This window comes from Streptomyces sp. NPDC060064 (genome assembly GCF_042736455.1).
Classification (GTDB): domain Bacteria; phylum Actinomycetota; class Actinomycetes; order Streptomycetales; family Streptomycetaceae; genus Streptomyces.
The window spans coordinates 320,408-339,294 of the sequence record NZ_JBHWWF010000003.1 but is presented as its reverse complement, the minus strand read 5'-3'; the positions used below and the strand labels follow the sequence as shown (position 1 = coordinate 339,294).

Sequence of the window (18,887 nt, the reverse complement as noted above, 5' to 3'; positions counted from 1 at the left end):
AGCAAGACCGTGGCGAACCTGACTGGACGAGGCTCCGGCGTCGCATCCCCCGGCCGCCGCTCGATGGCCGCGGCCGCCCGAGCGGCGGCCAAGCGCACGGAACGGGTCGGGCCCGGACCGGATGCATCGGTCCGCGTGGCGGAGCGCAGTGCCGCCACGAGTACGAGGGCGGGCGCGGCAACGGACCTGGCGGAGCCGGACGGGATACGGCTGGAGGCGCCGGACGACGCGAGCCAGGCGCGCCGGCCGGACGTGCAGCACGCCGGCCCTGTCCTGCACGCCGACGACCCGGTGGCCGGCGCGGCACGCGGACGCCGGCGTGTGCTGGGCAGTGCGGCGCTCGCCGTGCTGGTCGTGGCCGGGCTGATCGCGGTCGCGGTGCTCGGCTCGGCGTACCGGGACAGCCGGCAGGCGGATACGGCGCGGGTGCAGGCCCTCGCCGCCGCTCAGAAGGCGGCCCCGGTCGTCCTGTCGTACGACTACCGGCGTCTCGACAAGGACTTCGCCGCGGCACTCGGCCATCTGACCGGTGCCTTCCGCGACGAGTACCGCAGGACGACCACGACGGTGGTCGCGCCGACCGCGACGAAGTACCACGGGGTGGTCAAGGCGACGGTGGCGAAGCCGCAGGGCGGCGGCACCCCCGCGGCCTCGGTGGTGTCGGCCTCCCCGGACAAGGCCGTCGTTCTGCTCTTCGTCAACCAGGTCACCCGGAGCACCCAGGTGACGGGAGACCGCGTCGACCTCAACCGGGTGCGGATGACCCTCACCCGCACCTCGCACGGCTGGAAGGTGAGCGCCGTCGACGCGCTGTAGCCCCGTACGGCTGCGCGCGAGACCGCGTGCAGCCGTACACCCCGTGCGCGCCCGCCCGGACACTCCTGAGTGCCTCCTGAGCCGGGACGACAGAAGCCTGGAGAAGTGCTTCTGTCGTCCCCGCTCGGGGGGCACTTTTTCGTGTCCGCTCTTGACAGTCCTCCCCCGCTCCAGGCAGTCTTCCATCAAGCAGAAATTAACTTCCGCAATACGGAAGGAGCGCAAGCCCCTCATGGCCCCTCTTTTTCGGGACAAGCGCGGCGCGGACCAGCGCTTCGATGTGAACCTCTCGATCCTCTTCACGGAACTCCCGCTCCTGGAGCGCCCCGCGGCCGCGGCCGCGGCGGGCTTCACGGCGGTCGAGCTGTGGTGGCCCTGGATCGAGACCCCGACCCCGCCGCAGGCCGAGCTCGACGCCCTCAGGAAGGCGCTCGACGACGCCGGCACCCAGCTGGTGGGACTGAACTTCTACGCCGGGCAGCTGCCGGGCCCCGACCGTGGCGCGCTCTCCGTGCCCGGCGACGAGTCCGACCGCTTCCGCGCCAATATCGAGGTGGCCGCGGACTTCGCCGCCTCGGTGGGCTGCACGGCGCTCAACGCGCTGTACGGAAACCGCGTCGAGGGCGTCGACCCGCAGGTCCAGGACACCCTCGCCCTGGAGAACCTGGTCCTGGCGGCCCGCGCGGCCGACCGGGTGGGGGCGATCCTGCTGGTCGAGACGCTCAACAAGCCGGAGTCCCCGCTCTACCCGCTGGTGAGCGCCCCGGCCGCGATCGAGGTCGTCGACAAGGTGAACGCGGCGACGGGACTCGGCAACGCCAAGTTCCTGCTGGACATCTACCACCTGTCGATGAACGGCGAGGACGTCAGCCAGGTCATCGCGGCCTACGCCGACAGGACCGGCCACGTACAGATCGCGGACAACCCGGGCCGTGGCGCGCCGGGCACGGGCTCACTTCCGCTGGAGCAGCTCCTCGACGAGCTGACAGAGGCCGGTTACGACGGCTGGGTCGGCCTGGAGTACAAGGCCGGCGACCGCCCGAGCGCCGAGTCCTTCGCCTGGCTGCCGACCGAGGCCCGCGCCGCCAACTGACGTGACGTACAAAAGTTTTGAGAGAGGCACCATGATGAGCACCCCCGCAGCTTCCTCCCACCCGGCCCGCCCTGCGATTGCCTGGATCGGCCTCGGCATCATGGGCTCGCCCATGTCCGAGAACCTGCTGAAGGCGGGTTACGACGTCACCGGTTTCACGCTGGAGCAGGACAAGCTGGACCGTCTCGCCGCGGCGGGCGGCACCGCCGCCGGCTCGATCGCCGAGGCCGTGAAGGACGCCGACGTCGTCATCACGATGGTGCCCGCATCCCCGCACGTCGAGGCCATCGCGTACGGCCCCGACGGCATCCTGGAGAACGTCAGGCAGGGCGCCCTGCTGATCGACATGTCCTCGATCACCCCGCAGACCTCGGTCGACCTGGGCAAGGCCGGTGCCGAGAAGGGCATCCGCGTGCTTGACGCCCCGGTCTCCGGCGGCGAGGCCGGCGCGATCGAGGCCGTACTGTCGATCATGGTCGGCGGCGAGCAGGCCGACTTCGACGCCGCGCTGCCGATCCTCGATGCTCTCGGCAAGACCATCGTGCTGTGCGGTCCGCACGGCTCCGGTCAGACGGTGAAGGCCGCCAACCAGCTGATCGTCGCGGTCAACATCCAGGCCTGCGCCGAGGCCGTCGTCTTCCTCGAGAAGTCCGGCGTGAACCTCCAGGCCGCCCTGGACGTCCTGAACGGCGGTCTGGCCGGTTCCACGGTCCTGACCCGCAAGAAGGACAACTTCCTGAACCGGGACTTCAAGCCCGGCTTCCGGATCGACCTGCACCACAAGGACATGGGCATCGTCACCGACGCCGCCCGCAACGTCGGTGCCGCGCTGCCCGTGGGTGCGGTCGTCGCCCAACTGGTCGCCTCCCTGCGCGCGCAGGGCGACGGCGGCCTGGACCACTCCGCCCTGCTGCGCTCCGTCGAGCGCCTCTCCGGTCAGCAGGTCTGAGTGACCGAGGCTCATCGCCTCACCCCCTGATCTCCGGGCCGCGGCAGCGCTGACACCTGTCCTGTCGCGCCCAGGCGCTGCCGCTGCCCGGGAACCACAACTTCAATTTCAACAAACTGTTGACGTTACATTCTCCGCGAATTTACGCTCCAGGGGCCGTCAGCAGCTCCAGCCCGGAAGGTCAATCCCGCCACCATGACGCAGCGTGTGCTTACGACCGAGTCAGGCGCCCCGGTCGCCGACAACCAGAACTCCGCCACCGCCGGCGTCGGTGGCCCGATTCTTCTCCAGGACCAGCACCTGCTGGAGAAGCTCGCCCGCTTCAACCGGGAGCGCATCCCGGAGCGCGTCGTGCACGCCCGCGGCAGCGGCGCGTACGGCTACTTCGAGGTGACCGACGATGTCACCGGCTTCACCAGGGCCGACTTCCTCGGCAAGGTCGGCAAGCGCACGGAGACGTTCATCCGCTTCTCCACCGTCGCCGACTCGCTCGGCGGCGCGGACGCGGTCCGTGACCCGCGCGGCTTCGCGCTGAAGTTCTACACCGAAGAGGGCAACTACGACCTCGTCGGCAACAACACCCCGGTGTTCTTCATCAAGGACCCGATCAAGTTCCCCGACTTCATCCACTCCCAGAAGCGCGACCCCTTCACGGGCAAGCAGGAGCCGGACAACGTCTGGGACTTCTGGGCGTACGCCCCCGAGGCGACGCACCAGGTGACCTGGCTGATGGGCGACCGCGGCATCCCGGCCTCGTACCGCCACATGAACGGCTACGGCTCGCACACCTACCAGTGGACGAACGCCGCCGGCGAGGCCTTCTTCGTCAAGTACCACTTCAAGACGAACCAGGGCATCCGCTCCCTGTCGAGCGAGCAGGCCGCCGAGCTCGCGGGCAAGGACGCCAACAGCCACCAGACGGACCTGCTGCAGGCCATCGAGCGCGGCGTGAACCCGTCCTGGACCCTGTACGTCCAGGTGATGCCGGCCGCCGAGGCCGCGGACTACCGCTTCAACCCGTTCGACCTCACCAAGGTGTGGCCGCACAGCGACTACCCGCTGCAGCGCGTCGGCCGTCTGGTCCTGGACCGGAACCCCGACAATGTCTTCGCCGAGGTCGAGCAGGCCGCGTTCTCGCCGAACAACTTCGTTCCGGGTATCGGTCCTTCGCCGGACAAGATGCTCCAGGGCCGGCTGTTCGCCTATGCGGACGCGCACCGCTACCGCCTGGGCGTCAACCACACCCAGCTCGCGGTGAACGCGCCGAGGGCTGTGCCTGTTGGGGCTGCCGATAACTACGGCCGCGACGGCCTGATGGCGACCCGCAACGGCCGCCGCACCGACAAGAACTACGAGCCCAACTCGTACGCGGGTCCCGCACAGACGGACGCCGCGCTGTCGGCTCCGCTCGCGGTCCAGGGCTGGACCGGCACCCACGCGGCGCCGGCCCACGTCAAGGACGACGACTTCTTCCAGGCGGGCGAGCTCTACCGCCTGATGTCGGACGAGGAGAAGTCCCGTCTGATCGCCAACATCGCCGGCGGCCTCTCGCAGGTCACCCGCGACGACGTGATCGAGAAGAACCTCGCCCACTTCCACGCCGCCGACGCCGACTACGGCAAGCGCGTCGAGGAAGCGGTCCGCGCCCTGCGCGAGGACCAGTAACAAGGCTGCGCCCGGGATCTGACGGAAAGTCAGATATCCGGGCGCCGAGCCCGCACCGCAAGATCCGGATGAGGGGTGGTCATGCGGAGCGGGTGGAGGCGAGGACCGCAGCGGCAGGTGATGCCAGTGCGGTGGTGAAGGTCTCCAGGTCCCCTTTCTGACCTGAAGGAAGGGGAGCCCGGGGAGCAATCACCGCCGCTGCGGTCCCAGCCCGACCCACAGTCTCCGCCCGGCGGCGCGAACGTCCTGTCGCGCCAGCCTCGCGCCGTCGGGCGGTAACAACTTCACAACCTGAGCGCCGAGTACGGACAGCCCCGTACTCGGCGCCCTCCTTTGTCCCGGCAGTCTCACGCGGCCGGCGCCCGGCGGCCGAGGCCGGTGACGGTGGCGCCCGCGATACGGCTCGGCTGGGTTCTCTGCCCGCCGGCACTGGCCGACGCGGTCGCCGAGCTGAAGCGGCGCCATGACCGCGGCTGCCCCGAACTCGACCAGCTCGCGCTGGCCGCGCTCATCGAATCGGGCCGCATCGAATCGGGCCGCTACGACCGGCATGTGCGCCGGATGCGCACGGTCTACGCGCAGCGGCACGCCGCGCTCGTCGAATCACTCACTGAGCACGCGCCCGAGGTCCGGCTGACCGGTCTCGCGGCCGGCTTCCGTGCCGTGGCTCATCTGCCGCGAGGCGCCGACGAGCAGTCGGTGATCACCGCGGCCAGGGCGCGCTCGGTGGGCCTGTACGGCATGAGTCCGCACCGCTCGTCGGGCGCGACGGACCCGGCCCAACTCATCCTGGGCTTCGGCAATCTCGGCGAGCGCGCCGTCCGCGCGGGTATCGAGGCCACCGGTGGCCTTCTGCGCGGAGACGGCGCAGGCAGTGATGCAGACAACGAAGCGGCCTCCGTCCGGGAGTGACTCCGGGACGGAGGCCGTTCGTGACTGCGGCATTCCACACCGCGGCGTTCCACATGGCGCCATTGGACGCCGCGGGGTGAGTGTCAGACCTTGAGCGGCTTGATCGAGGTCGGGGCGTGGCCCGGCTCGGTGGCGAGCTCTTCCCACTCGTTCACGCCGTCGATCTGGACACCCATCGAGATGTTGGTGACCCGCTCCAGGATCGCCTCGACCACCACCGGGACGCGGTACTCCGCGGCCAGCTTCTTGGCCTCCTCGAAGGCCGGCAGCAGTTGGTCGGGCTCGGTGACGCGGATCGCCTTGCAGCCCAGGCCCTCGACGACCTTGACGTGGTCGACGCCGTAGACGCCCAGTTCCGGGGAGTTGATGTTCTCGAACTCCAGGTTGACCTGGAAGTTGATGTCGAGATTGCGCTGCGCCTGGCGGATCAGACCCAGGTACGCATTGTTCACCAGGACATGGACGTACGGGATCCTGTGCTGCGCGCCGACCGCCAGCTCCTCGAGCATGAACTGGAAGTCGTAGTCGCCCGACAGCGCGACGACCGGAGTCTCCGGGTCGGCGGTGGCGACACCGAGCGCGGCCGGGATGGTCCAGCCGAGCGGGCCCGCCTGGCCGCAGTTGATCCAGTGGCGCGGCCTGTAGACGTGCAGCATCTGCGCACCGGCGATCTGGGAGAGGCCGATCGTGGTGACGTAGCGCGTCTCCGGGCCGAAGGCCTTGTTCATCTCCTCATACACGCGCTGCGGCTTCATCGGCACGTTGTCGAAGTGCGTACGGCGCTGCAGCGTGGCCTTGCGCTCCTGCGCGGAGGCGGCCCACTCGGCGCGGTCCGGCAGCCGGCCCGCGGCCTTGAGCTCCTTCGCCACCTCGATGAAGAGCTCCAGCGCTGCCTTGGCGTCGGAGGCGATGCCGTACTCCGGGGCGAAGATCTTGCCGATCTGGGTGGGCTCGATGTCGACGTGGACGAACGTGCGGCCCTTGGTGTAGACGTCCAGGCCGCCGGTGTGGCGATTGGCCCAGCGGTTGCCGATGCCGAGGACGAAGTCGGACTCGAGGAAGGTCGCGTTGCCGTAGCGGTGCGAGGTCTGCAGACCGACCATGCCGGCGTTCAGCTCGTGGTCGTCGGCGATGATGCCCCAGCCCATCAGCGTCGGGACGACCGGGATGCCGGTCAGCTCCGCGAACTCGACCAGCAGCTCGGAGGCGTCGGCGTTGATGATGCCGCCGCCGGCGACGATCAGCGGGCGCTCGGACGCGTTGAGCAACTTGATGGCCTTCTCGGCCTGGGCGCGGGTCGCCGACGGCTTGTAGACCGACAGCGGCTCGTACGTCTCCGGGTCGAACTCGATCTCGGTCAGCTGAACGTCGATCGGCAGGTCGATGAGGACCGGTCCGGGCCGTCCCGACCGCATCAGGTGGAAGGCCTGCTGGAAGACGCCGGGGACCTGCGCGGCCTCCAGGACGGTGGTCGCCGCCTTGGTGACGGGCTTGGCGATCGAGGCGATGTCGACGGCCTGGAAGTCCTCCTTGTGGATCACCGCGGTCGGCGCCTGGCCGGTGATGCAGAGGATCGGGATCGAGTCGCCGATGGCCGAGTAGAGCCCGGTGATCATGTCGGTGCCGGCCGGACCCGACGTACCGATGCAGACACCGATGTTGCCGGGGTTGGCGCGGGTGTAGCCCTCCGCCATGTGGGAGGCGCCCTCGACATGGCGGGCGAGCGTGTGGTCGATGCCCCCGCCGGCCTGCAGTGCCTTGTAGAAGGGGTTGATCGCCGCGCCCGGCACACCGAACGCGTTCGTGACGCCTTCGCGCTTGAGGATCTCAACTGCCGCTCGGGCAGCGGTCATACGAGGCATGGGTGCTCCTGCTTCAGCCAGGCGGAGTCGGGCTCTTTTGCGTCACTCGAGAGCATCGATTCCATAATGCGGAAGTTTAGTTCTGCTATACGGAAGTAATGTAGGACGCCTGCGGAGCGACGTCAAGGGATGCCCGAAGTCGCTCCCCAAGGCCTCGCGCTTGGTGGACGATGAACCGGAGCGCCTGGGGAAGGGGGACCGCGATGGCCGAGACCGTGCCGGTTCGCTGTCCGGCCTGCCGCCGCGACCACCTGTACGCGCCGACGCTCTATCCCTGCGCGTGCGGTGCGCCGCTCGCGCCGCCGATGCTGCGCGGCGCTCCCCCGGAACGGATCACCCACCGCACGTGGACGGACGACTGGGTGACGGTCCGCTGCCAGGAGTGCGGGCGCCAGGACCAGTGGCCGCAGCCGGAGCTCGGCTGCCCCTGCGGCACCGTGCTGCGTATCCCGGTCCGCCCGGTGAGCGCCCCGCTCCCGACGTCACCGGCCGCCACGTCGGCCGCCCCGCTCATGCGCCCGGCGCCCATCCCGTTCCCCCGCACGGTCACCGCGCCGCGCCCCACCTTCCGCCCGGTCACCATCCGCACGGCGCGCGACGCGGTGACCGCGGCGGCGCTCTACCTGAAGTGGCTGGGATTCCGCGATGTCGTCCAGCCGGAGGTCAGGCCCTCGTCCGGGATAGATCTGCGCGGTCCCGGTCTGGTCGCCCAGGTCGACCCGTCCACCCACCCCGCCACTCTGCGCGATGTCGAATGCCTCTGGCTGAACGGGCTGAGCATCTCGGCCGCGAGCGTCTTCTTCTCCCTCGCGGGGTACGCGGAAGACGCCAGGTCCCGCGCCGACCACCTCGGCATCCCGCTCTTCGTCATGGACCTCACGGGCAGCCCTCAGCCGGTCAACGGCCCGGCGGACGAATTGATCTCCACCGGCGCGTAACGGCACGGAATGTCGGTCGCGCCGTACGGGGATCCGACCCTGCTCCGGTACGTACCGCACGTCGCCCGGAACGGCGGACTGTTGCGGACTGTTCGGGCGCGGCAGCAAGGGTCCCGGCTTCTCCGTGCACCACAACCCGACGGGCGGCGGAGCGAGCTGCGGGGCCTGAAACCGCTGGGTCATACTCCCCGTATGCGTATCCGACCGGCCGCACTCGCCGAACTCCCCCTGCTCCAGGACATCGAGAGGGCTGCCGGGGAGCCCTTCCGCGGCCTCGGCATGGCGGCGATCGCCGACGACGAGCCCCCGGCTCTCGATCTCCTGGACCGCTACCGGCGGCGGGGCCGCGCCTGGGTGTCGGCCGACGGATCGGGCCGCCCGCTCGCCTATCTGATCTCCGACGAGGTCGACGGCGCGGCCCATATCGAGCAGGTGTCGGTCCATCCGGACGCCGCCCGCCGCGGGCTGGGCAGCGCCCTGATCGACCACCTCGCGGCGTGCGCCGTCGCCGACGGGCTGACGGCGCTGACCCTGACGACGTTCACCGAGGTGCCGTGGAACGCGCCGTACTACACCCGCCTCGGCTTCCGCACGCTCGACGAGGACGAACTCACCGAAGGGCTGCGGGAGATCAGACGCGCGGAGGCCCGGCACGGCCTGGACCACTGGCCCCGGGTGTGCATGCGCCGGGAGCTCGCCTAGCTCTCCTCAGGGCCGTACCGCCGGCGCAGCTCCACCTTTCTGACCTTGCCGCTCACCGTCATCGGGAAGTCCGCGAGGACCTCAAGCCTGCGCGGGATCTTGTAGTGCGCGAGCTGTTCGCGGCAGTACTCGGCGAGGCCCTCCAGCGTCGGCGGGTCCGCCGGATCGCGCGGGATCACACAGGCCAGGATCTCCTCGCCGTACTTCTCGTCGGGGACACCGACGACCTGGACGTCCGCGATCTTGGGGTGGCCGTACAGGAACTCCTCGATCTCGCGCGGATAGATGTTCTCTCCGCCCCTGATGATCATGTCCTTGATCCGGCCGACGATCTGGAAACAGCCGTCCTCGCGCATCACCGCAAGGTCGCCGGTGTGCATCCAGCGGCCCGCGTCGACCGCCTCCGCGGTCTTCTCCGGCTCGTTCCAGTAGCCGAGCATCACGCTGTAGCCGCGGGTGCACAGCTCGCCCGCCGCCCCGCGCGGCAGGGTCACGCCGCCGGCCGGGTCGACGACCTTGACCTCGATATGGGGCAGGACACGGCCGACGGTGCCGGTGCGGCGTTCCAGGTCGTCGTCGCGACGGGTCTGGGTGGAGACCGGGGAGGTCTCCGTCATGCCGTAGCAGATCGACACCTCCGCCATGTTCATCTCGGCGACGACCCGCTTCATCACCTCCACCGGGCAGGGCGAGCCCGCCATGATGCCGGTGCGCAGCGAGGAGAGGTCGTACGTCGCGAAGTCGGGAAGGTTCAGCTCGGCGATGAACATCGTCGGGACGCCGTAGAGCGAGGTGCAGCGTTCCTCGGCGACCGCGCGGAGCGTGGCGGCCGGATCGAAGGACGGCGCCGGGATGACCATGCACGCGCCGTGCGAGGTGGCCGCGAGGTTGCCCATGACCATGCCGAAGCAGTGGTAGAAGGGCACGGGAATGCAGATCCGGTCCTGCTCCGTGTAGCCGACCGACTCCCCCACGAAATAACCGTTGTTGAGAATGTTGTGGTGGGAGAGCGTGGCGCCCTTCGGGAAGCCGGTGGTGCCGGAGGTGTACTGGATGTTGATCGGGTCGTCGCAGGACAACTCGGCCTCACGGGCCGCCAGTTGCTCGTCGGAGACCTTACCGGCCGCGTCCAGGAGCACGTCCCAGGAGCCGTCCTCGATGTAGTGGACGGCCCGCAGTTCGGGGCAGCTGGGGCGCACCTGCTCCACCAGTACCCGGTAGTCGCTGGTCTTGTGCCGCTGCGAGGCGAACAGCACCGAGATCCCGGCCTGTTTCAGCACATACTCGAGCTCGTGCGCCCGGTACGCCGGATTGATGTTCACCATGATCGCGCCGATCCTGGCGGTGGCGTACTGCACGAGCACCCACTCGGCACAGTTGACCGCCCAGATCCCGACCCGGTCGCCCTTGTCGACCCCGGTCCCGAGCAGCCCGCGCGCCAGCTGGTCCACCGCCGAGCCGAATTCGGCATACGTCCAGCGGGTGCCCGCGGGTTCGTCGACCAGCGCTTCGCGGTCGGGGTACGCGGCGATCGTCCGGTCGAGGTTCTGGCCGATGGTGTCACCGAGCAGCGCCGTCGTGCCGGTGCCGTGCGCGTACGAGAGTGCCGTCGTCGCAGGTGCCGTCATCGCAGGTCCCCCTCGTCGTACTCGGCGGCCGAGCCCTCGGCCGTACGCTCGCGCAGCTCGATCCGGCGGATCTTCCCGGACACCGTCTTCGGCAGCTCGGCGAACTCCAGGCGGCGGATGCGCTTGTACGGGGCGAGGACGGCGCGCGAGTGCTCGAAGAGCAGCTTCGCCGTGTCCGGCCCCGGCTCCCAGCCCTCCGCCAGCACGATGAACGCCTTGGGCACGGCGAGCCGCACCGGGTCCGGGGCCGGTACGACCGCCGCCTCCGCCACCGCCTCGTGCTCCAGGAGCGCGCTCTCCAGCTCGAACGGCGAGATCTTGTAGTCGGAGGCCTTGAAGACGTCGTCGGAGCGCCCGATGTAGGTGATGTATCCGTCGGCGTCCCGCGCGCCGATGTCACCGGTGCGGTAGAAGCCGCCCGCCATCGCCTCGGCCGTACGCTCCGGGTCGCCGTGGTACCCGGTCATCAGACCGACCGGACTGCCGGACAGGTCGAGCGAGATCTCGCCCTCCGTCGCGCCCGGCCGGCCCGTCACCGGGTCGAGCAGCTCCACCTTGAAGCCGGGACAGGGTCGGCCCATCGAGCCGGCCTTGAGCAACTGGCCCGGGGAGTTGGCGACTTGGACGGCGGTCTCGGTCTGCCCGAAGCCGTCCCTGATCACCACGCCCCACTCCCGGCGGACCGTCTCGATGACCTCCGGGTTGAGTGGTTCGCCCGCGGCGACGACCTCGCGCGGCGGCGTGCGCAGCCCGCTCAGATCGGACTGGATCAGCATCCGCCAGACGGTCGGCGGGGCGCAGAAGCTGGTGACGCCCGCCCGGTCCATCTCGGACATCAGCCGGCCGGCGTCGAAGCGTGTGTAGTTGAGGATGAAGACCGTCGCCTCGGCGTTCCAGGGCGCGAAGAGGTTCGACCAGGCGTGCTTGGCCCAGCCGGGCGAGGAGATGTTGAGGTGGACGTCGCCGGGCCTGAGGCCGATCCAGTACATGGTCGATAGGTGGCCGACGGGGTACGAGACATGGGTGTGCTCGACCAGTTTGGGGCGGGCCGTGGTGCCCGAGGTGAAGTAGAGCATCAGCGGGTCGTCCGCATGCGTGACGCCGTCGGGCTCGAAGTCGCCGCGGCCCGGCACGGAGAACGCCTGGCGGAAGTCGAGCCAGCCCGGCACACCGGCCGCGCCCCGGTCCGCCACCGCGATCCGGGTGTAGTCCCCCGGCACCTCGGCGAACTTGGCGGTGTCCGCCTCGCGCACGATGACATGCCGTGCGCGTCCACGGTCGATCCGGTCCCGCAGGTCCACCGGGCCGAGCAGGGGGGTCGCGGGAATGACGACGGCACGCAGCTTCATCGCCGCCAGCGCGGTCATCCACAGTTCCTGCTGGTTGCCGAGCATCACGAGGATCCGGTCGCCGGCCTCTACGCCCTGCGCCCGCAGCCAGTTGGCGACCTGGTCCGAGCGCACGGACATCTCGCCGAACGAGACCTTGACCTCGCTGCCGTCCTCCTCGACGATGTGCAGCGCGGTCCTGCCGTTGCCGGTGGCGATCTCGTCGAACCAGTCGAGTGCCCAGTTGAAGCGCTCGAGCCGCGGCCAGGTGAAGCCTTCGTACGCCGTTGCGTAGTCATCCCTGTGCTGCAGCAGGAAGTCCCGGGCGGCCCGGAACCTCTCCGTCGCGCTGCCAGACGTCATGTGTCCTCCTCATTGCGGGACCGGCTACCGACATCGTGTAATCAGTGACCCAGGTCTCACTACCCCCGTACGGGGGTGACCCCTCGCAGAGAGAAGAGCCGGTGTCCGAGTCGGCCGATGCTGTGGAGATGCGAGCGGCGCTGCAGCGGCTGCGCCGCTCGACCGGGCTGCCGGTCGCCTTCGGCGGACTGCTGCACGATGCCCGACAGCTGCGGATCGCCGAACTGAGCGGCACGGCGACGGGAGCGTTGCGCGGTCTCGCGATCAGCGCGGGCAGCGGCCTCGGCGGGAAGTCCATCGCGCTGTCGCGGCCGTGTGCGGTGAGCGACTACCCCTCGGCACGGCACATCAGCCATGAGTACGACGCGGCGGTGGCGACGGAGGGGCTGCGCTCGGTGCTGGCGGTGCCCGTCGTCGTGCGGCGCAAGGTGCGGGGTGTGCTGTACGGCGCGCTCCGTGAGCCGGTGGCGCTGGGCGAGCGGACCTTCGACGCGGCGGTGGCGGCGGCGCGCGATGTGGAGCAGGCCCTGGTCGTACGGGACGAGGTGCAGCGGCTGCTGGCCGCGGTCCGGGAGCCGGTGGCCGGCCCCGGGGCGTGGGAGGAGGTCCGCGAGGTCCACGGGGAGCTGCGCGCGCTGGCACCGCGGATCGGCGACCAGACACTGCGGGAGACGCTCCTGACGGTCTGCCGCCGGCTGGCGACCGCGGCGGGCGGCCCGCCGCGCGAGCGGACCGTCGCGCTGGCGCCGCGCGAGCTGGATGTGCTCGCCTGCGTCGCGGCGGGCTCGACGAACGCGGCAGCGGCGGAGCGTCTTGGCCTGAAGCCGGAGACGGTGAAGGGGTATCTGCGGGCCGCGATGCGGAAGCTGGGGGCGCACACCCGGCTCGAGGCGGTGGTGGCGGCGCGCCGCGCGGGCCTGCTGCCGTAGCTGGGGGCACCGGACAACCAAGCCCCGCCAATCAAGCCCCGCCGGCGATTGAGGCGCGGGGTCTGGGGCGGAGCCCCAGTTACGGGAAGGGGCGGGTAGGGGAACAACCCGCCTGCCGGACGCGGCGACGTGGCAACGCGGAAGGCGCCTCACCCCAGCGGGCCGACCCTTGCGCAAGGAGCGCGTCAAATACCGGTCTCCCGGCGTCAGCGGCACGTCAGGAGCCCGCTGACCCGCCTCTGTACGGGCATAGCTTCAGGTGGTCAGGAAAGCGATCGACTCCCCTGTGGAGGACACCATGAAGACCCTCACCCGCGAGGAAGCGGACCCTGCGGAACCCGACGAACCTTGCCCGGCAGGGCCGCTGTACGTGCCGGTTCGGCTCGGCTCTGCCGGAGGATGCCAGGTGCGCTTCATGCGCACACCGCTCGGCGTACGCACGGCCATCGGCTTCACCGGCCGGGACCGGCTCGTCGCCGTGCTCGGTGAACGACAGCAGTGGATCAGGATCGCCGAGCCCACGCTGCGTGCGCTCGCCGAACCGCTCGGGGTCACGACCGTGACGGTGGATCCCCGGCTCACCGCGCCCGCCGCTGCCAGGAGCGCGGCCGCACCCGCTCCCGTACAGCAGTGCGCGCGCCGCGAGGTCTCCCCGGTGCACGCCCTTCACGGCTGATGCCCTGCCGGCGTACACCACCTCGCGTCGGGCAGGCCGTCCGGGCTCGTACCCCGTATCGATGGCATCGGGCTGCAACATGACGGGCCAGGGGCTACTCGCTGAAGGTCCCGAAGCGGATGTCGTGCGCGGTGGCCGAGGTCATGGTGGTGAGCATCCGCTCCCCCTCCTCGACCAGCGCGTCGCACTGCGATCGGGTCAGCTTTCCGAAGGCCTGCACGGTCAGGGTCGCGCGCTCCTTGGTCTCGGCCAGCCGCCAGATGCCGGCCAGGTACCCGTCGACAAGGAAGGTGCAGTAGGCCATGTTGCCCTTCCAGGTGCGCGCCTTGTACTCCTCGGCCACCACCCGGCTGCGGTCGGCGTGCGAGAGCAGCAGATTGTCGAACTCGGGGAGGAAGCGGGGCGGCGCGGGGGTGTCGGCGTCGGGGCGGGGGGCGTCGGGGAGGTCGAAGAGCTCGACGCCCTTCTCGTCCTGGAAGACGGCCAGCTGCGGCCGGAGCCGCTCGAAGACCTCCCGCATCCGGGTCAGTCCGGACCACATCTGCATGTCCTTGACCGATGCGGGCCCGAAGGCGGCGAGATAGCGGAGCACCGTGCCGTCGGGCGCGGGCACCGGCTCGGTCGCCCTGCCGAACCAGTGCTCGGCGGTGGTCAACGTGACCTGGCCGCTTCTGCCCCACAGCCCACGCGGGGTGACCTGCACCAGCGGCAGTACACAGCGGGCGGCCACGGAGAGTGCGAACGGATCGGCGTCCGGCCACTCCTTCAGCAGAGTCTCGCGCAGCTCCTTCATGGTCCGCGGCTGCTCCTCGACCAGCTCGCGGGCGAGGGCGCCGAGCCGGTCCAGGTCGACCCCGGCCAGACCCTTGCGGAACTGCGTGAGCTCCCGGTCGCGCGCCGCCTGGACCAGCGGCCGCAGCGTGAGGCAGTCGTCGGCGGAGTGCGTGTGAATGGTGGAGCGCATGGTGACCAGGCGGGCGACGTCGCGGGAAGCCATCAGCCCGGAGAGCTCCTCGGGGTCGAAGCCGTCCAGGCGGGCGGCGAGTGCGTAGTACGGGGGCTTCACGTTCTGCGCCTGGAGGCCGACGAGGTGCTCGACGGCGCCCTTGACGGACATCGCGGACCTGGGGGCGCGGCGCAGCAGGAGCTGACGGTCCAGCGTGGCGCGGTTCAGTGCGCGGTTGCCGAGTACGGGGTTCGTCGTCTTCGAGGCCATGCGCCACACGCTACCCAGGCTTGCGGACAGCTTCTGTCCGCAATGGTGGTACGCCTGGGCCGCCACCCCGTCCTGCCAGGGCAATTCGGCCCGGATATCCTGCTCCGAGGCCATACCGGCGCAAGCCGCAGACGTTCGAGGTGGGAGGTGGGACCGCGATGCCACGCTCCTCGAAGAGGCACCAATGGCGCCGCCGCCCACTGCCGCCCGCGAGCCCGCCGCCACAAGCCCCCACGGCCGCCGAGCCGCCCGCCCCCTCCCCCGTACACAAGGACCAGGGCAGCGTCGTCCAGGCCGCGCTCTACCGCGACGGACGCCGCGTCTCGACGCCGGACTCGCTCGCCGAGACCTTCCGTCAGCTGCGTGAGTACCCGGACGGCATGGCATGGATCGGGCTGCACCGCCCGTCCGAGGCCGAACTCCTCTCGCTGGCCGCGGAGTTCGACCTCCATGAACTCGCCGTCGAGGACGCTCTTGAGGCCCACCAGCGCCCGAAGCTGGAGCGGTACGGCGACACCTTGTTCGTGGTGCTGCGCGCCGCCCGCTATCTCGACGCCCAGGAGGAGGTCGACTTCGGCGAGCTGCATGCCTTCGTCGGCAAGGACTTCCTGATCACGGTCCGCCACGGAGCAGCCCCGGACCTGTCGGCCGTACGCAACCGGATGGAGAAGACTCCCGAACTTCTCGCGCTCGGCCCGGAGGCGGTGCTGTACGCGATCCTCGACGCGGTCGTCGACGGCTACGCCCCGGTTGTCGCGGGCGTGCAGAACGACATCGACGAGATCGAGACCGAGGTGTTCGGCGGCGACCCGGCGGTGTCCCGCCGTATCTACGAACTCTCCCGCGAAATGGTCGAGTTCCAGCGCGCCACCCGCCCCCTGGTCGGCATGCTCCACGGCCTGATGGCGGGCTTCGCAAAGTACGGCACGGACGAGGAGCTGCAGCGCTATCTGCGCGACGTCGCCGACCATGTCACGCACACCAGCGAGCGCGTGGACGGCTTCCGCCAGGCGCTGGCGGACATCCTCACGGTCAACGCGACGCTGGTGACGCAGCAGCAGAACGCGGAGATGCGGGCGCTGGCGGAGGCCGGCTTCGAGCAGAACGAGGAGATCAAGAAGATCTCCTCGTGGGCCGCCATCCTCTTTGCTCCCACGCTCGTGGGAACGATCTACGGCATGAATTTCGAGACAATGCCGGAGCTGAAGTGGGCAGCGGGCTATCCGTTCGCGATCCTGCTGATGGCGGTCGTCTGCGTCAGTCTGTACTTCATCTTCAAGCGCCGCGACTGGCTCTGAGTCACATACACCGACCAGCGCGACCGACACAGTCGATTCGCTATCGCAACCTCCCCTGGATGACCCTCCGCGCCCCTGGGGGGTATCTGGGGAGAAACGACAGAGCCGGGGAGTCGCACCCCTTCACCGGTTCGGGCCGGCGGACGCGCACCGGACACACAGCGGCGTTCTGAGCGTGATCGAGACTGCTCACGCTTAATAGTCGCTGCGTAGACGCAAGAGGCGGGTGGCCGCTGTGTGCGACCCACCCGCCTCTTGGATACCCGGCCACCTACGCTCCCGGTCCAGCCATTTCGTACGCCTCCCGTGTGCCAGCGCCGTCGGCATCCTCAGCGGAGCCCAGCAATTTGTTGATGACTGCGCGCCCTTTACTGCCAGCCATGCGCGTTGCAGTTCTCTCGCTCACAAAGCCTTCAAGGCGCGCCGAACCGTCGCAGAATACCCATTGTTCACGAGAATCCGAATATTCGACTCAACACGCGACCGGTATATCAATACCTCGAGGCCGGGGCGCCAACTCTCTTCGACCCCAACGTATGCAACTTCAGGTAGCGAAATTGAGTTACGAAACCTACGATCGAACGTCACTTCGCCGCCATGCGAGACTATCTTTCCACAAATTGAGATATCATCCCATTCTAAGCTGGCCCGACTAGAAGTATTCCGCGATATGCAACGGCCAGTGCAATCCATAAAGTAGTGCACACTTGGCCGAATGCCCTGCGACGAGGCGGATGGCGGTGACCGAGATAATCGCGGCGAAAATGCCTAACCCGACAACCGCAGACCACTGAGGAGCAATGCCCAGCCCCACGGCCACTGCCACAGCGCACCAGACAAGCAACCCATAAGTACCATCCCGCAGAACTTCCCTGAACCCGACGACACCCGCGCCCTCACCCCGGTTATCGAGATTGCCGATAAAGATATGCCGTTGGGTGAGGCACTCCAACTTTCCCATCCAGCCACCATACTTCACCATTCCTGATAGTGCAGATATGCGCAGGTCGCTCGGGGCTTGTGCCGCGAGCGACCTGCGCAGAATTTAGACTACTGTCACGGCAGATCTCTCAGATAGTTCCTGACCGTCGCCTTCCACTCCCCACGAGGGACTTTATAGAGCAGAGGAGAGGAGCCAGCCATGTCGCGCTTGGCGAAGAATGAGGCGTACTTACCATTTGCTCCCTTGATGAGGCCTCCGCCGAGCCCTCGTCCCCACAAAGCCCCAGCCGCGATCCCCTTGGCCTCCGCCTTGGCTGTCCTGAACAGAAATGGTGTGGCGCCTGCTCGCCGACCCGATGGCTGCAACCGCTCCGATGGCTATATCCACGCCCTTGTGGTTCCGCCAGTCTGAATTTCCAAGCCTCTCGTCCCACACCTCGTCAACGGTATTATCCCAGGCCGCACTGAAGTTTCCCTTCTTGATGCTGCCCCAGATTCCATCCCTCTTGCGGCGTTCGGCTTCGGCTTCGGCTTTGGCGCGGGCGATGGCCTGAGCGCGGGCGACCGCTACCTGCTGCGCTCGCTGTTTGGCTTCCGCGTCGTCAATGAGGTAGTGACTCGGACTGGCGCGGTAGGCGCGGTAGCGGCGTTGCGACTCCTGGTCTTTCTTGGAGGTCTGGTGCCAGACCCACTTGCCGTTTTTGTAGGTGTCGCCGGCGCTCATGCCGCGCTGGTCGGCCCAGTAGTCGTCGTTGTAGGAGGCTCCGCCGGCGGGCCCGTCAGGGCGGAGGCCGTCGGGGCGGAGGCCGTCGGGGTCGGCTTTGGTGAACGCTCCCTGCCGGAGGTGGCCGCCGCAGTGTTGGACGGGTGGCGTTGACTTCATCTCTCTGCTGTCTTGGCACCGAGCAGTCACACTGAACGTTTACCCATGGACGCTGCCCGCAACCAGATAAAACCCCTAAACAGTTACAACCGGAGAGGGGCCGTCAGCTATCTGGGACCCCTCGCAAAAGATCGCCGCTAACCGTTGGGGTGGCCATCCATCTTGATGTCCAGATACTCGTCTAGCAGGCGAAACAATGTCTCGACTGCTCTGGAGTTGTCTCGCGCGCTAAGTGGACTAGTGGGGGAGGGCCGCGGACCGTTAGGCAACGCATATCTGAGGATCAGGGCCTGCCAGCTCAGATTCGTGCCCTCACCAAGCTCGGCGGCCAACCACTCAGCGAAACCGTCCAGGAGACGCCACGAGTTGCCTGCATCGCAGCCGTTCACGAAGGCGGCCACAGTAACATAGGAGCCGTCAAGACCGAGCATCTTGGGCCGCTCGCGTGCAGTGCGGAACAGCTCTTGAAAGTCCATGTCTTTCCCTCAGAATCCAAAGTTGATCGCGTCACGGTAATCGAAGAGCTTCATATGCTCCGCTAAGGCACTCCGTTGGTCGGACTGAACTGATCATAAACCCGCCCCTCCTTGACCACCACAGTGTGCGAATACCATCCGCTGTCCTGTTTACGATAGGGGCCAAGCTGGAACCTTCTAGTGGGATCGACTTCAATAGTCTTTATTCCCC

The 18,887-nt window shown here is 68.7% G+C and carries 17 protein-coding genes; 10 read left to right on the top strand and 7 right to left on the bottom strand.

Translation table 11 applies throughout. The features are described 5' to 3' along the window. The first annotated feature begins 9 nt into the window (after positions 1 to 9). From ACFWDI_RS05805 to ACFWDI_RS05785, 5 genes are all read left to right on the top strand, one after another. On the top strand, positions 10 to 816 hold the full coding sequence (locus ACFWDI_RS05805) for a hypothetical protein (protein WP_385301533.1): 807 nt from the start codon (positions 10 to 12) through the stop codon (positions 814 to 816). 232 nt (positions 817 to 1,048) lie between these two features. Beyond that, positions 1,049 to 1,909: a TIM barrel protein gene (locus ACFWDI_RS05800; protein WP_385301532.1), complete on the top strand. Its 861-nt coding sequence runs from the start codon at positions 1,049 to 1,051 to the stop codon at positions 1,907 to 1,909. A gap of 34 nt (positions 1,910 to 1,943) precedes the next feature. Next, on the top strand, positions 1,944 to 2,858 hold the full coding sequence (locus ACFWDI_RS05795; protein ID WP_385301531.1) for a 2-hydroxy-3-oxopropionate reductase: 915 nt from the start codon (positions 1,944 to 1,946) through the stop codon (positions 2,856 to 2,858). 195 nt (positions 2,859 to 3,053) lie between these two features. Then, positions 3,054 to 4,523: a catalase gene (locus tag ACFWDI_RS05790; RefSeq protein WP_385301529.1), complete on the top strand. Its 1,470-nt coding sequence runs from the start codon at positions 3,054 to 3,056 to the stop codon at positions 4,521 to 4,523. 384 nt (positions 4,524 to 4,907) lie between these two features. After that, positions 4,908 to 5,435 carry an aminotransferase class I/II-fold pyridoxal phosphate-dependent enzyme gene (locus ACFWDI_RS05785; RefSeq protein WP_385301528.1) on the top strand — a complete coding sequence of 176 codons (528 nt, stop codon included), beginning with the start codon at positions 4,908 to 4,910 and terminating at the stop codon, positions 5,433 to 5,435. 83 nt (positions 5,436 to 5,518) lie between these two features. Here the strand turns inward: ACFWDI_RS05785 and gcl are convergent, their stop codons facing one another. Then, complete coding sequence (gcl, locus tag ACFWDI_RS05780; RefSeq protein WP_385301526.1) at positions 5,519 to 7,297, bottom strand: glyoxylate carboligase; 1,779 nt, start codon at positions 7,295 to 7,297, stop codon at positions 5,519 to 5,521. Positions 7,298 to 7,500: 203 nt separating this feature from the next. Here gcl and ACFWDI_RS05775 point away from each other — a divergent pair, with 203 nt between their 5' ends. Continuing rightward, positions 7,501 to 8,235: a hypothetical protein gene (locus ACFWDI_RS05775; protein ID WP_385301525.1), complete on the top strand. Its 735-nt coding sequence runs from the start codon at positions 7,501 to 7,503 to the stop codon at positions 8,233 to 8,235. Positions 8,236 to 8,427: 192 nt separating this feature from the next. Continuing rightward, positions 8,428 to 8,937, top strand: coding sequence for a GNAT family N-acetyltransferase (locus tag ACFWDI_RS05770; protein WP_385301524.1), 510 nt, complete (start codon positions 8,428 to 8,430; stop codon positions 8,935 to 8,937). Here ACFWDI_RS05770 and ACFWDI_RS05765 read toward each other — a convergent pair. Continuing rightward, on the bottom strand, positions 8,934 to 10,565 hold the full coding sequence (locus ACFWDI_RS05765; protein ID WP_385301523.1) for an AMP-binding protein: 1,632 nt from the start codon (positions 10,563 to 10,565) through the stop codon (positions 8,934 to 8,936). The genes ACFWDI_RS05770 and ACFWDI_RS05765 overlap by 4 nt on opposite strands. Further along, positions 10,562 to 12,256 (bottom strand): AMP-binding protein, encoded by a 1,695-nt coding sequence (locus ACFWDI_RS05760; protein ID WP_385301521.1) that lies wholly within the window; start codon positions 12,254 to 12,256, stop codon positions 10,562 to 10,564. The genes ACFWDI_RS05765 and ACFWDI_RS05760 overlap by 4 nt, the downstream gene beginning before the upstream one ends. 128 nt (positions 12,257 to 12,384) lie before the next feature. On the opposite strand from ACFWDI_RS05760, the gene ACFWDI_RS05755 reads away from it, so the two are divergent. Both ACFWDI_RS05755 and ACFWDI_RS05750 read left to right on the top strand, forming a co-directional pair. After that, a complete protein-coding gene (locus ACFWDI_RS05755) occupies positions 12,385 to 13,185 on the top strand; it encodes a response regulator transcription factor (protein ID WP_385301641.1) in 801 nt (266 codons plus the stop codon). Positions 13,186 to 13,600: 415 nt separating this feature from the next. Then, positions 13,601 to 13,861, top strand: a complete 261-nt coding sequence (locus ACFWDI_RS05750; RefSeq protein ID WP_385301520.1) for an SAV_915 family protein — start codon at positions 13,601 to 13,603, stop codon at positions 13,859 to 13,861. Positions 13,862 to 13,955: 94 nt separating this feature from the next. Here the strand turns inward: ACFWDI_RS05750 and ACFWDI_RS05745 are convergent, their stop codons facing one another. After that, positions 13,956 to 15,077 carry a winged helix DNA-binding domain-containing protein gene (locus ACFWDI_RS05745; protein WP_385301519.1) on the bottom strand — a complete coding sequence of 374 codons (1,122 nt, stop codon included), beginning with the start codon at positions 15,075 to 15,077 and terminating at the stop codon, positions 13,956 to 13,958. 158 nt (positions 15,078 to 15,235) lie between these two features. On the opposite strand from ACFWDI_RS05745, the gene ACFWDI_RS05740 reads away from it, so the two are divergent. Beyond that, positions 15,236 to 16,375: a magnesium and cobalt transport protein CorA gene (locus ACFWDI_RS05740; RefSeq protein ID WP_385301518.1), complete on the top strand. Its 1,140-nt coding sequence runs from the start codon at positions 15,236 to 15,238 to the stop codon at positions 16,373 to 16,375. Positions 16,376 to 17,027: 652 nt separating this feature from the next. On the opposite strand, the gene ACFWDI_RS05735 is transcribed toward ACFWDI_RS05740, so the two are convergent. The 3 genes from ACFWDI_RS05735 to ACFWDI_RS05725 all read right to left on the bottom strand — a co-directional run bounded on the left by ACFWDI_RS05735 (position 17,028) and on the right by ACFWDI_RS05725 (position 18,676). Further along, on the bottom strand, positions 17,028 to 17,336 hold the full coding sequence (locus ACFWDI_RS05735; protein ID WP_385301517.1) for a hypothetical protein: 309 nt from the start codon (positions 17,334 to 17,336) through the stop codon (positions 17,028 to 17,030). A 210-nt stretch (positions 17,337 to 17,546) separates the two neighbouring features. Beyond that, positions 17,547 to 18,041, bottom strand: coding sequence for a hypothetical protein (locus ACFWDI_RS05730; protein ID WP_385301516.1), 495 nt, complete (start codon positions 18,039 to 18,041; stop codon positions 17,547 to 17,549). Positions 18,042 to 18,337: 296 nt separating this feature from the next. Further along, entirely contained in the window at positions 18,338 to 18,676 is a 339-nt protein-coding gene (locus ACFWDI_RS05725; protein ID WP_385301515.1) for a hypothetical protein, read from the bottom strand. Positions 18,677 to 18,887 lie beyond the last annotated feature (211 nt).